This window comes from Candidatus Saganbacteria bacterium (genome assembly GCA_016223245.1).
Taxonomy (GTDB): domain Bacteria; phylum Margulisbacteria; class WOR-1; order XYC2-FULL-46-14; family XYC2-FULL-37-10; genus JACRPL01.
Map to the genome: position 1 here is coordinate 22,800 of JACRPL010000006.1, position 12,073 is coordinate 34,872.

Here is a 12,073-nt window from a genome sequence, read left to right on the forward strand (position 1 = left end):
ACATATATATAATCGTGGCAAGATGCGGCAAACTTGCATTAAAAACAGGAAGTAATGCGGGCTTGTGGCGAGTTTATTTTGTCGGAACAGCTATTTCCGGCAGCTTGGAATCCTTTACATTTTTAAGATAAAATGCGTTAATAACCGCTTCATTGATATAGTATTTTTCTTTGGCTTTTGGCCTCAAGAAGTTCCAAAATGAAGAATTAAGATCTTTTTTGTCGAAACCGCCTTCTTTAATGAAAGCCGAAAAAATGCCTCTTAAAAATCTATCTTTTATTCTGGCATTATTCAGATCGACACCATCAAACTCGATATTGTTTCTCAAGCAATACGATTCGTATGCGGCATGATAGATATAAAACAACAATGTCTTTATATGTTTTGGCGGGTCTTCTTTGGTCTTTTGCCATTCTTCGTATCTTGAAACTTGCTCTTCTCTTGAAGCTGCCGACGTATAATATGCGCGCCATGCCAAATCAAGATATTTATTATATGTTTCCTTGTCGTTTCGTCCAAGCCCTGTTACGTCAATATTATCCTCGGAACCATGTAATTTATAATATACGATCTCATCTTTCCTCATGATCTGGAGGAACCCTTCTCTGGTCAACTGGTACCGTGCATATAATACTTGCTGGTAGAAATCTATTCGGTTTTTCAGGTCTATGTAGCTTATAGAAGCTTTCCCATCGCCAAAAAGCTTTAGGAAATTGTCTTCCTTGAAATTATCGTCAGATAATCCTGTGTCTTCAAGGATCAATGCCTTCAATTGTTTTAGATCGATATTCCCGTCTTTATCTATTAGCTTGTCCACCTTGTCAGCGAATTTCTTTGAAAGCCTAAGAGATGATTCTGATTGTTCGCACATGCGGTTGAATTTTGCCCTTAAAAACCCGCCGGGCGTCCTTTTTTCATTGTCGTCCGGTATGGCGACTTTAGCTGCGGCTGAAGTTCCGGCTCCTGGCGCAATATCTCCGCGAATAATTGCGGCATCTACAGGCAATGCTCCGGATGGGACATCAGATTCCCTCCTTGGAGCTTTTCCGATTCGTTCAGGCGGCCTGCGTGTTATTGGCGCCGCTGGCGCGATTTCTGCCATTATTTAACCCCCAGGTAATTTTCAATATTAGAAGATTCAATCCTGAATTGTGCGAGTTTTTTTTGGAAACTTTCACGGATATCCTTCAATTCAGCTTTTGCTTTTTTGCGGTTAATATACGCGGAAAACAATTGATAAGCATTTATCAATGTTAACATAGCTATAAATCCAAGTGAAAATGAAATCCAGTTAATATCAAACATAATTCTCCTCTTAGATTACCGTATTTGTTTTCGGCGCAATTGCACCGGGTGTTTGTACAGGCATTGTCGGTACTTCAGCTATATTTTTTTTTGGCAATAATGCTCCTGCTACACCGTTTAGGCTAACTTCCAGCAAACCTCTTGCGCCTGTTAATGCGAGCCTGCCGGATGGGACCCCGCGTGATTTAGCCGAAGCCGCGTCACTAAAACCTCTCCCCATTCCTCCGTTCGGATCGATCTCTGCCATGATAATTTCGCCTCCACAATGTATATCGCATCCAATCGCAATAAACTTGCATGCAATCATGATATAATTATACACAATGAACCAGAAGAAAACGCCTAAAAAAAGACCTCGATCCTTGCTTATTGTCATTTTAATTATTGCAGCCGCGATCGTTGGCATATTTGTCCAAACAATGCTCACGCTTCCAAAAGTCGAAACGCTTGATTATTATATCCCATCGGAATCGACGACTTTATTTTCGTCAGACAGCAATCCGATGGCCCGCTTCCACAAAGAGGAAAACAGGCGCGTTGTGCAAATGTCTAGTATAAGCCCGTATATTAAGAAAGCCGTGATCTCAATCGAGGATGAGAGGTTTTATTCCCATAACGGGGTCGATTTTCAAGGGATACTAAGGGCGGCGGGAAAAAATTTATTATGCGGCAGGATCGTTGAAGGCGGATCAACAATTACCCAGCAGCTTGCCCGCAACTTGTTCTTGACCCGGCAAAAAAGCATTGTCAGAAAATTCGCAGAGATCATTATTGCCCTGCAGATCGAGCATCGATTCACAAAACAAGAAATACTCGAATATTATTTGAACCAGATTTATTTCGGGCATAACGCTTACGGCATCGAATCGGCATCTGACCTTTATTTTGACAAGCATGCAAAAGACCTGACGCTTGCCGAAGCTTCAATGCTTGCAGGCATTATTGAAGGGCCGGAGCTTTTTTCCCCTTATAAGAATATGAAGCTTGCAAAAGGGAGGCAAAAACTGGTACTGGCCAAAATGGTCGACCTGGGGCTTACATCTTTAACCGAAGCCCAAAACGCCTTCCAGGAGATACTTCCTATTTATCCTGAAAATTTAAGGAAATTCGGCAACATGGCGCCGTATTTTGTAGATTACATCCTCCAATTGTTGACCGAAAAATATGGGGAGGAAATGGTCAATAAAGGCGGTTTAAGGGTTTACACGACGCTTGACCCTAACATGCAGATTGCGGCTGAAGAGGCTGTTAAGCGTTTTGCAGAGGGCGAAGGGCCAAAATACAATTTCTCGCAGGCATCATTGATAGCGATCGATCCCCGCTCCGGCCATATAAAAGCGATGGTCGGCGGGGTGGATTTTGTTAAAAGCCAATTTAATCGTGCTGTCCAGGCTAAGCGCCAGCCAGGCTCTTCATTTAAGCCGTTCATCTATGCTGCGGCGATCGAAAAAGGGATATCTCCCGGCACAGTGATCGAAGATAAGCCGATAAGTTTTAAAGTTTACCGGAACAAGTGGAACCCTCGCGGAAGCTGGTCGCCAAAAAACTTCGACAAAAAGTTCCACGGGAACGTTACCCTGCAGACCGCTCTTGAAAAGTCGCTAAACATTCCAGCCATTCAGTTGCTCCAGGATATCGGTGTTTCGGCCGCGATCTCAATTGCGCAAAGGATGGGAATAACAAGCAGGCTTGAGCCTGCCTTATCCCTTGCTTTGGGCGCATCGGAAGTTACGTTATACGAAATGACATCTGCTTTCGGTGTTTTTGCGAACAACGGCGTCAGATTTGAGCCTGTTGCCATTACAAAGATCGTCGACCGTAATGGAAACGTGATATTTCAGCACGAGGCTCGAGGGAAAAGAGTGCTTTCTGATAATGTCGCGGCAGTAATGGATGAGATGATGGAAGGCGTTATCTTGCGCGGTACGGGCGTTGCAGGGAATATCGGAAGGCCTGCGGCGGCAAAAACAGGGACTTCGCAGGATTTCCGCGATGCATGGTTTGTAGGTTTTACTCCCCACCTTGTTTGCGGTGTTTGGGTCGGAAACGACAACAATGCCCATATGAAAGGAGTTGCCGAAGTTGCAGTCTGCCCAAGGCTTTGGAGGGAGTTTATGTCTAAAGCCATGGGAGTATATCCTGCGGTCGATTTCCAGAAACCTCAAGGGCTTGTGGCCGTAAAAATCTGTTTAAGCTCGGGCCTGCTTCCTAATTCATCCTGTCCCAAGGATAAGATCGTTTCTGCCAAGTATTTTGAAAAGGATATTCCGATAGCCGAATGTTATATCCACCCGACGGAGAAAGACGCGGTCGAAGAGAAAGAAGACGAGCCGGAAGGAAGTTCAGATGAGCAATTAAAAGAAACGGAAGGAATACCTACTGATGGCATCAATTAAGTTCGGCACCGACGGCTGGAGGGCGGAGATCGCACGGGATTTTACATTTGAAAACCTTTCAAAAGTAACATATGCATTTATAAGATACCTTGTAAATTCTGGCCTGGCGGATAAAGGCATTGCCGTCGGGTACGACAACAGGTTCCAATCAGAGGATTTTGCAAGGAAATCAGCGGAGATCTGTTCAAATGCAGGGATCAAAACATTCTTATCGGAAATATCGCTTCCTTCCCCCGCTCTTTCATATTATGTATATTCGCAAAAACTTTCCGCCGGTATAATGATAACCGCAAGCCACAATCCAAGCGCCTGGAACGGTTTTAAGATAAAAGAATCTTTTGGCGGATCTGCAAGGCCGGAAGTGACGCAAGCGATTGAAGCCGAACTTCAATCTTTAAACCTCCAACTTCCAACGTCCAACATCAAAAGAGAAATTGAGACTTTCGATCCCAAACCCGATTATTTAAAGCACATAGCTTCATTTGTTGATCTCAATAAGATAAAGAGCGCGGGGATCACTATGGTCCTTGACCCGATGAACGGCAGCGGATCTTCTTTCTTAAAAGAGCTTTTGCCTGATTTAGTCGAAATAAATAATAATCGCGATCCTCTTTTCCATGGGGTTGCTCCCGAACCGCTGCCTGTTAATCTCTCCGAATTAAGTTCGATAGTAAAAGACGGAGAAAATAAGAATAAATTAACTGTTGGCATTGCGATAGACGGCGATGCCGATAGGATCGCGGCGTACGATCCCGATGGGACTTATATTTCGTCCCATTATGTCTTTTCTTTGATCTTGAAGCATTTGGTCGAGAATAAAAAACTAAAGGGAAAGATCGTCAAGACCTTTAATATTTCAAGGCTTGTCGAATTCCAGGCGAAAGAATATGGGCTTGAGATAATAGAGACCCCGATCGGATTCAAATACATCGCTGACCAATTCTTGAGAGGAGGTGTATTGATCGGCGGCGAGGAAAGCGGAGGCCTTGGCATAATCGGCAATATTCCCGAAAGAGACGGATCTCTTAACGCTTTGCTTCTGCTCGAGCTTGTGGCCATAACAAAGAAGACCTTATCGCAAAATCTAAACGAGATCATGAAGAAACATGGTTTCTTCTATTATGATAGGATCGATCTCCATTTAAGCCGCGAGATATTCGGTCCAATAATGAAAGAATTGGTTGAACTCAAGGAATTTGGAGGACTTTCTGTTTCAAAAGTTGAGACGTTGGACGGCGTAAAACTCAATTTTGCAGATGAATCGTGGATATTGTTCCGGGCATCAGGGACTGAACCATTGCTTAGGATCTACGCCGAAGGCAAAACGATGGACAACGTAAAATTGTTGTTATCATACGGTCAGAAGCTATTTACTCGGTCTTGATCTTGCTCGACTTTTCCTGAAGGCCCCTCTCAAAAGCCTCTTTCTTTTCGATCCTGATTATTTCTTCCATTTCCTTTGCCGCAAGGCCGCCCATGCCCATGCTTTTATAAGTCTTCTGGAGCTCCTTATGCAGGTTCTTGTTGTCGCCCGCAATAAGCGAAGCCTTCCTGAACTGTTCTGCCGCGAGGTTTTTTTCGTTGTTTTTTACAAGAGCTTGGCCAAGGACAATATACATGTTCGGGTCGGCCGCCGCTATGCTTGCGGCATTTTTGTATTCTGATATCGCCGACTTGATATCCCCTGAATCCTCCAAGAGCAGGCCTAGGAACAAGTGCGGGTATGCATTTTGGGGGTTTTGGGCGATCGATCTTTTGTATTCCGCGATTGCTTCTGAAACCTTGCCCTTAAACCGAAGGTCAAGCGCGCGCATATTCGAATCTAATATCTCAACTTTTGCCTTTTGCTTCAATTTATAAAACCAATCTTGGAAGGCTCTCTCCTGTTTTTCTTGGCGGACAGCCGCCTCGACATCGGATTTCCCCTTTATTACCCTAACGCGCGCATCGCTAACTTTAATTATGTGGTAGCCGAAATCCGTTTTGACAGGCCCGCCAACATCGCCGATCTTTAACGAATAGGCAAGATCTTCAAAAGGCTTGACCATTGATCCAGTCGAAAAAAATCCCAGGTCCCCTCCCCTGTCTTTTGAGCCTGGGTCTTCAGAGTATTTTTTGGCAAGAGCAGCGAAATTTTCGCCTTTTTCCGCGCGTGCTTTTATTTCCTCTGCCAATTTCCGTGATTTTTCTTCTGAATTCTGGATGTTAGGCTTGATAGTAATCAAAATGTGGCTAGCCTTTATCTCTTTCAAATCGTTTGGGGAAAATGGCGCCTGGTTTCTTATTTCTTGGACCATCTTCTGCACTGCTATTTCATCCCTTATCATTTTCCTGAACTTGGAAAAAGACACATTAGACCTTTCCATTGCATTTTTAAGTTCACCGATTGAATTGAATTTTTGCTGTTTTGCTATTTGGTCGAGAGTTGCATTTAGCTCATCATTTGATATCCTTTGCCGTTTCCTTGCCTCGTCAAGTATTATTGAAAAATCGATCGTTTGCGATAACGCGAGATTTTGGACAAAAAGGAGGTCGGATGGCTTAAGAGCTTCCGGAAAATTCTGCCTGATCCTTGAAAAGATATCATTGAACCTCATAGGATCGACTTCCTTGCCGTTGATCTTTATGAACCCGGCATTTTTCCCGCTAGAGATCTGCTTAATACCCGCGTAGCCCAAGCCGTAAAACATCGATCCCACAAATACTACCGCAACAATGATCATTATTATTTTTGTTTTTTTCCTTAAAAATGTCAGCATTTCTACTCCTTATCTTTTATAAGCCTTGAAACGGAAATATACCCTCCAAGCATCCCGAGAATAAGTCCGCTTGCAAATACCCCGATATAAATTGATACCAGGACTCCTCCGCTGTAAATAAGCGGCAGGAACGGGAGCGCCGCCTGTATGCGGTAAGCTATTGTTTCATAAAGCGATTTTAGGACAAATACGCCTATTCCTCCTCCCAAGATGCCGATAATTATTCCCTCGATCACGAACGGCCACCTTACAAAAGATTCTGTTGCGCCGACAAGCTTCATGATATAAATGTCTGTCGCCCGGGCAAGGACGGTCAGCCTTATGGTATTAACTACGATTAGAAGCGTTGCGGCGAACAATAATACCATAAGCCCGGCGCCCCCGATCCTGACGGCTTCAATCAGGGTCTGTATTTGCTTTATCAGTTTCCCGCTGTACCTTACTTCCTCGATCTCGGAATATTTCGCAACTTCTTCGGCCACATGAGGCAGAAGATCCGGGGTCCTGACTTTTATAGCGTATGTATTAGGAAGCGGATTGTCGCGCACAAGTTCGTCAAGGTTCAGCCTTCCGCCGAAATCTTCCTTGAAATTTTTCCAGGCTTCTTCTTTAGAGATATATCTCACTTCTTCGATGCCGGATATTTTTGAAATTGAAAGCTGGAGGGATGCCGCGTTGTCGCTGCTCAAATTCTTATTGACATAGGCTACCATGTCAAGCCTTGCTCCGACATTTGAAACAATATGCCCAAGGTTAGCGATAAAGATGAGGAAAAGCCCGAAGATGAAAAGCGATACGGTCACGATGCCTATCGCAACAATGCTCATTAAGCCGGAGCGCTTGATCCCGCGGAAAGCTTCGACAAAAAAGAATTCCAGATTGTTTAAGAATTTCATGGCTGGTTGTAAACTCCTAATTGCTGGTCGCGGATGACCCTTCCGTTGTCTAGCGCTACGACCCTCCGCTTCATGCTGTCGACGATGTTTTTGTTATGGGTCGAGACAAGGACTGTTGTATCGCGCCTGTTGATCTTGTCTAATAGCTCCATGATCTCCCAAGAAGTCGTAGGGTCAAGATTTCCTGTCGGTTCGTCAGCCAAAAGCAGCGTCGGATTGTTGACTATTGCGCGGGCTATGCAGACCCTTTGTTTCTCTCCGCCGGAGAGGTGTTCGGGGAACGACGAAGACCTTTTGAACATTTGGACAAGTTCGAGCGCCTGCATTGTGCGGCGCCTTATCTGCGACCTTGGCACGGAAGTTACCTGCAGTGCAAATGCCACATTCTCGTAAACGGTCCTTCTCTGGAGCAATTTAAAATCCTGGAAAACAACCCCGATATTCCTTCGCAAATAAGGCACCTGTTCCGGGGTCAAGTCCGAAACATTGATCCTGTCGACGATAACTTTTCCCGAAGTCGGCCATTCTTCGCGGTAAAGCATTTTCATGAGAGTTGTTTTGCCTGCCCCTGACGACCCCACAATAAAAACGAATTCTTCCTTGCCGATGTGGAGATTGACGTCGAATAGCGCTTCAACGCCGTTTGGATATATTTTTGATACGTTCTTAAGTTCGATCATCTATATAATGGGAACTCCAGGCATAGTTTCTTGACTTCTTCGCGGATCTCTTTTTTCTTGGTTTCGTTTTCTTTATTTTCGATAGCGCGATCTATGAATTCGGCTATCTTTTTCATTTGAGGCTCTTTCATACCGCGAGTAGTTATGGCAGGCGTCCCAACCCTGATACCGGATGTTACAAACGGTTTTTCGGGATCAAAAGGTATTGTATTTTTGTTTATAGTAATGCCCACTTCGTCCAAGACCTTTTCGGCTTCTTTTCCGGTAACCTTCTTTACCCTAAGGTCTACAAGCATTAGATGGTTATCGGTACCGCCTGACACAAGCCGGAAGCCGTTTGCCGTAAGCTCTGTTGCCAAAACTTTAGCATTTTTAACGATCTGTTCCTGGTATTTTTTAAATTCAGGAGTTGAAGCTTCTTTGAAGGCGACAGCTTTTGCCGCAATAATATGCATTAGAGGTCCGCCTTGGTTGCCGGGGAATACAGCTTTGTCTATCTTTTGGGCGTAATCGGCTTTGCACATGATCATGCCGCCCCTTGGGCCCCGCAAAGTCTTATGGGTTGTCGTGGTTACAATTTCTGCAACAGGAACAGGCGATGGATGAAGACCCGCAACAACGAGTCCCGCAATGTGAGCTATATCAACCATCAATAATGCGCCGACTTCTTTTGCGATTTCACTGAACTTTTTAAAATCGATTATTCTGGGATAAGCTGTTGCGCCTGTAACGATCATTTTGGGCTTATGTTCGTGCGCTAATTTTCTTAATTCATCGTAATCGATGGTTTCTGTTTCTTTATTTACGCCATAGGGAACGAATTTAAAATATGTGCCGGAGATATTAACAGAGCTTCCATGAGTTAAATGGCCGCCGTGAGAAAGATTTAATCCTAATACAGTATCTCCATAGTTTAAGCAGGCAAAGTATGCTTCCATGTTGGCTTGGGATCCCGAATGAGGCTGGACATTGGCATGATCCGCCCCAAAAAGTTTTTTCGCTCTCTCTCTCGCCAAGTCTTCCGCAATATCGACATATTGGCATCCGCCGTAATATCGTTTGCCGGGATATCCTTCGGCATACTTGTTTGTCATGACAGACCCTGCGGCTTCCATAACTGCGCGGGAAGTGAAATTTTCGGATGCTATCAATTCGAGATGGGTTTGCTGGCGGTCAAATTCTAAATCAAAAGCTTTTGCAATCTCCGGGTCGAATTTGCGGATATTTTCCAGGTCGAAATGTTGCATTGTTATTTCCTTATTATTTACTCGATAAGACAAATTCAACTGGAATTTTGCTTATTTTCCCGCCGATGGGGAGATAGTTTAATATTTCAAAACCTAACAAATTCCCTTTTTTATCTTTTTTAAGTATGATCTCCTTGCCGGTTTCTTCATTTATGGTTTTTTGCGGTTTTTTTAGCCAGATATCCAACGTATTTCCGACTTCATCATACATAATTCTTATTTTTTCCATACTATTTCACCCTCTTTGATATTTTTTGTCAAATAAGCCGTAATAATAAATCCTTCGCCATTCAAATGCTTTACTACAACGCAATAATAATAATTCCCTGATTTTTTGTAATATAAATAAACCGATCTATCTTTTAAGCTCCTCCTGATTTCAACGGGATGTTTTATCGATTCAATAACCTCTTTTTCTTTCCCGTCTATTTCCGGATGTTTTATTTTTGTTATTAGATTCCAGTGTTGTGAATTTGTTCTTATCAAACAGCCAAGCGCCGAATTAATTTCGAATTTAATTTTTTCCCACATTATCGTGATTTATTCTAACATAAAATAATTTGTGCGTCAAAAAAACAAAGCTCCGATGTTGCGTCGGAGCCTTACATGACAAGAACAATGCTTATCTGCGGCTATAAGGTTATAATGAAATACTGCAGCATTTTTTCCATATCGGCAGTTACAAGGCTTTCTTGCGCCTCATTATGGAACGTGGTATAGACAACTGTGCCTTTAGAAGCGCCTGCTGGCTTGAATTGAACTGCAAGCGGCTTGTCTGACACCGTTCCTGATGCAGAAATTCCGGATGCAATTCTTACTGACTCACTTAAAACGTTGGCAGAAGAACCGGAAATTGTCGGACTTCCACGAAGAAGCACGGCAGTATCCGTCCCTTCTCCTGAAATAACAACCCAGCCGCCTAAATCATAATAAATGCTTATCGTAGATTTGCCTAAAACATTATTTATTAAGTTCGAATCAATAACAGTAGCTTCAACTGTTTTTGATCCCGTGCCGACTTTGGCCGCAGAAATAGATTCAGCGGTCGCCGTAGCAGTAGAATCGCTGCCATAAAAGTCGATCGCACTTGGCCATAAGGGTTCTACGAAAGCAGCTGCCCAGTCAGAAGCATAAAGGGATTTTCCTGCGACCTCCACGAAGTTTTTTAAGTTAGTTTCAGCAGTCGAAGTAAAATTGGAAGTGGAAGCCCCGCAATTAATGAAAATTGCCTCAAAAGTGCTTATGAAGGCATAATTTGCCAAATCCGAAACTTCTATGGTTGTATAAGTAAAACCTAATTTTGTAATTATATTTTCAATTGTATCATAAGATCCTTTTATTACGGCAATATCTTTTGGAGCAGTTAAATTGGCTGGAGTAAAAGTGGTTTCAGAAGTAGCAACATTTACCGTTGTGCCGGATTCGAGAGTGACGGTGAAATCGATTTTCCAAGATCCTGATTCGACCGTCACTATTTTTGTGACAGAGGCTGAAGTTACAGGGACATTTAATGTGTAAGAGCCATCAGATTTTGTAAAAGTTTCAATAATAGATCCTGTTGTCCAAACTTTGACCCCTCCAAGAGGAGTAGTCCCGTTCGCAGCATAAACGATCCCTTTTACAACGCAGGTTGCTGTTGTTTCATTAACCTTGGCACATCCCACCGTTAACACAGAAATCCCAAATCCAAAAACCAAGATCCAAATCAAAATCCCAAATCTAAATCTTTTCATGTTCTTCTCCTTATAAATAATATCTGTAGCCAGCGTCAACCCGAAGCCCTAACCCAGTATTATAGCCTAATCCAACTTGAACAGGCCCCATCTTTGTACCGCCTACGATGCCAAATCCTATTCCGCTCTTGATAACTCCAGAAAGCCCGGGGACGTTTGTCACATCTTTTGAATAACCAGCGTAAGCAAGCTCAAGTCCGACATTGAAATTGCCTATTGGGTAAAGTACTTTTGCGCCGGCATCAATTATGCCGAAACCGCTGCCCATAGCATAACCGATTTCGCCGCCAAGAAAAACAGGTCCCATCGGCATTAGATAATCTGCCGCAAAAAGCGCCGCTCCTCCTGCTAATCCACCCTTTAGGGTTAAAGATCTTGCGGATTTTTCAACTATTTGCACTTTTGTGATCTCAAGCTTTAATTGCGAATCGGCAGGAAGTTCCTTCTTTAACTCTTCGATCTTGGCTTGATGCCCCTTAATTGTTTTATTCATGCGTGCGATCTGCGTCTTGTTTTTTGTATTCGATAATTTTGATTGGAGCGCGGTGATCTCGCTTTGGAGCTTATCTATCTTTTCTTGAGCAGTCGCGGCGAAAGCCTGTACAGATAAGAAGCAAATGAACCCGGATAAAACGATCAAAGTAATTGTTTTTTTCATTAGATAACCACCTCTATTCGTTACAGCTTATAGATATTTTTTTTACTTGTCAAGCCGGAGTTTCAAAGTTATAATGCCTCCATGCCAAAAAAAGAAAAAAACGAAAATGATATCGAAAATGAGATGGAAGAAGTATTTTCTGAAGCCTCCGAATCGTGCCAAGCCTGCGGCGGCGTGCTAAAGGCCGAAAAAGTCAACCTTGAGGAGTTTGAAAATGGCAAGCTTTATTTAATGGAAAACGTTTCCGCATACATTTGCGAAGGATGCGGAGAGATGTGGGTGCCGGAACCGACCCTTATTGAGTTTGAAAAGATGATGGATACGGCAAAAGAATATCAAGACGGAAAGGCTCCTCTCAAAAAAGCTACCCACAGGGTCAAGCGGCGCAAATAATCGTTA

General features: G+C 43.3%; 14 protein-coding genes. 3 read left to right on the forward strand and 11 right to left on the reverse strand.

Features of this window, described 5'->3' with window-relative positions:
- Window positions 1-73 precede the first annotated feature (73 nt).
- The 3 genes from HZC34_01900 to HZC34_01910 are packed head-to-tail and all read right to left on the reverse strand — an operon-like array spanning window position 74 to window position 1,612.
- Window positions 74-1,102 (reverse strand): hypothetical protein, encoded by a 1,029-nt coding sequence (locus tag HZC34_01900; protein ID MBI5700584.1) that lies wholly within the window; start codon window positions 1,100-1,102, stop codon window positions 74-76.
- Window positions 1,102-1,305, reverse strand: a complete 204-nt coding sequence (locus tag HZC34_01905; GenBank protein ID MBI5700585.1) for a hypothetical protein — start codon at window positions 1,303-1,305, stop codon at window positions 1,102-1,104. The genes HZC34_01900 and HZC34_01905 overlap by 1 nt, the downstream gene beginning before the upstream one ends.
- Before the next feature lie 10 nt (window positions 1,306-1,315).
- On the reverse strand, window positions 1,316-1,612 hold the full coding sequence (locus tag HZC34_01910; GenBank protein MBI5700586.1) for a hypothetical protein: 297 nt from the start codon (window positions 1,610-1,612) through the stop codon (window positions 1,316-1,318).
- 16 nt (window positions 1,613-1,628) lie between these two features.
- On the opposite strand from HZC34_01910, the gene HZC34_01915 reads away from it, so the two are divergent.
- Window positions 1,629-3,701: a penicillin-binding protein 1A gene (locus tag HZC34_01915; protein ID MBI5700587.1), complete on the forward strand. Its 2,073-nt coding sequence runs from the start codon at window positions 1,629-1,631 to the stop codon at window positions 3,699-3,701.
- Window positions 3,688-5,085, forward strand: a complete 1,398-nt coding sequence (locus HZC34_01920) for a phosphoglucomutase/phosphomannomutase family protein (protein MBI5700588.1) — start codon at window positions 3,688-3,690, stop codon at window positions 5,083-5,085. The genes HZC34_01915 and HZC34_01920 overlap by 14 nt, the downstream gene beginning before the upstream one ends.
- Here the strand turns inward: HZC34_01920 and HZC34_01925 are convergent.
- The 8 genes from HZC34_01925 to HZC34_01960 form a co-directional block, all read right to left on the reverse strand.
- Window positions 5,072-6,460, reverse strand: a complete 1,389-nt coding sequence (locus HZC34_01925; protein MBI5700589.1) for a peptidylprolyl isomerase — start codon at window positions 6,458-6,460, stop codon at window positions 5,072-5,074. The two genes, HZC34_01920 and HZC34_01925, sit on opposite strands and share 14 nt — an antisense overlap.
- A 2-nt stretch (window positions 6,461-6,462) precedes the next feature.
- A complete protein-coding gene (locus HZC34_01930; GenBank protein MBI5700590.1) occupies window positions 6,463-7,356 on the reverse strand; it encodes an ABC transporter permease in 894 nt (297 codons plus the stop codon).
- Complete coding sequence (ftsE, locus tag HZC34_01935; protein MBI5700591.1) at window positions 7,353-8,036, reverse strand: cell division ATP-binding protein FtsE; 684 nt, start codon at window positions 8,034-8,036, stop codon at window positions 7,353-7,355. Before ftsE ends, HZC34_01930 begins: the two co-directional genes overlap by 4 nt.
- Window positions 8,033-9,283, reverse strand: coding sequence for a serine hydroxymethyltransferase (locus HZC34_01940; protein MBI5700592.1), 1,251 nt, complete (start codon window positions 9,281-9,283; stop codon window positions 8,033-8,035). Before HZC34_01940 ends, ftsE begins: the two co-directional genes overlap by 4 nt.
- 13 nt (window positions 9,284-9,296) lie before the next feature.
- On the reverse strand, window positions 9,297-9,512 hold the full coding sequence (locus HZC34_01945; protein ID MBI5700593.1) for a DUF2283 domain-containing protein: 216 nt from the start codon (window positions 9,510-9,512) through the stop codon (window positions 9,297-9,299).
- The gene (locus HZC34_01950) at window positions 9,500-9,814 is read right to left on the reverse strand and encodes a DUF4258 domain-containing protein (GenBank protein MBI5700594.1); all 315 of its coding nucleotides are present in this window, start codon (window positions 9,812-9,814) and stop codon (window positions 9,500-9,502) included. The genes HZC34_01945 and HZC34_01950 overlap by 13 nt, the downstream gene beginning before the upstream one ends.
- A 101-nt stretch (window positions 9,815-9,915) precedes the next feature.
- Window positions 9,916-11,016 carry a hypothetical protein gene (locus HZC34_01955; GenBank protein MBI5700595.1) on the reverse strand — a complete coding sequence of 367 codons (1,101 nt, stop codon included), beginning with the start codon at window positions 11,014-11,016 and terminating at the stop codon, window positions 9,916-9,918.
- Window positions 11,017-11,026: 10 nt separating this feature from the next.
- Window positions 11,027-11,674, reverse strand: coding sequence for a hypothetical protein (locus HZC34_01960; protein MBI5700596.1), 648 nt, complete (start codon window positions 11,672-11,674; stop codon window positions 11,027-11,029).
- 81 nt (window positions 11,675-11,755) lie between these two features.
- Here HZC34_01960 and HZC34_01965 point away from each other — a divergent pair, with 81 nt between their 5' ends.
- Window positions 11,756-12,067 (forward strand): YgiT-type zinc finger protein, encoded by a 312-nt coding sequence (locus HZC34_01965; GenBank protein MBI5700597.1) that lies wholly within the window; start codon window positions 11,756-11,758, stop codon window positions 12,065-12,067.
- Window positions 12,068-12,073: the final 6 nt, after the last annotated feature.

Bases quoted from the DNA above. Each gene is read 5' to 3' on its own strand.
- HZC34_01900 (MBI5700584.1), bottom strand. From the start codon at position 1,102: ATGGCAGAAATCGCGCCAGCGGCGCCAATAACACGCAGGCCGCCTGAA.
- HZC34_01905 (MBI5700585.1), bottom strand. From the start codon at position 1,305: ATGTTTGATATTAACTGGATTTCATTTTCACTTGGATTTATAGCTATG.
- HZC34_01910 (MBI5700586.1), bottom strand. From the start codon at position 1,612: ATGATTGCATGCAAGTTTATTGCGATTGGATGCGATATACATTGTGGA.
- HZC34_01915 (MBI5700587.1), top strand. From the start codon at position 1,629: ATGAACCAGAAGAAAACGCCTAAAAAAAGACCTCGATCCTTGCTTATT.
- HZC34_01920 (MBI5700588.1), top strand. From the start codon at position 3,688: ATGGCATCAATTAAGTTCGGCACCGACGGCTGGAGGGCGGAGATCGCA.
- HZC34_01925 (MBI5700589.1), bottom strand. From the start codon at position 6,460: ATGCTGACATTTTTAAGGAAAAAAACAAAAATAATAATGATCATTGTT.
- HZC34_01930 (MBI5700590.1), bottom strand. From the start codon at position 7,356: ATGAAATTCTTAAACAATCTGGAATTCTTTTTTGTCGAAGCTTTCCGC.
- ftsE (MBI5700591.1), bottom strand. From the start codon at position 8,036: ATGATCGAACTTAAGAACGTATCAAAAATATATCCAAACGGCGTTGAA.
- HZC34_01940 (MBI5700592.1), bottom strand. From the start codon at position 9,283: ATGCAACATTTCGACCTGGAAAATATCCGCAAATTCGACCCGGAGATT.
- HZC34_01945 (MBI5700593.1), bottom strand. From the start codon at position 9,512: ATGGAAAAAATAAGAATTATGTATGATGAAGTCGGAAATACGTTGGAT.
- HZC34_01950 (MBI5700594.1), bottom strand. From the start codon at position 9,814: ATGTGGGAAAAAATTAAATTCGAAATTAATTCGGCGCTTGGCTGTTTG.
- HZC34_01955 (MBI5700595.1), bottom strand. From the start codon at position 11,016: ATGAAAAGATTTAGATTTGGGATTTTGATTTGGATCTTGGTTTTTGGA.
- HZC34_01960 (MBI5700596.1), bottom strand. From the start codon at position 11,674: ATGAAAAAAACAATTACTTTGATCGTTTTATCCGGGTTCATTTGCTTC.
- HZC34_01965 (MBI5700597.1), top strand. From the start codon at position 11,756: ATGCCAAAAAAAGAAAAAAACGAAAATGATATCGAAAATGAGATGGAA.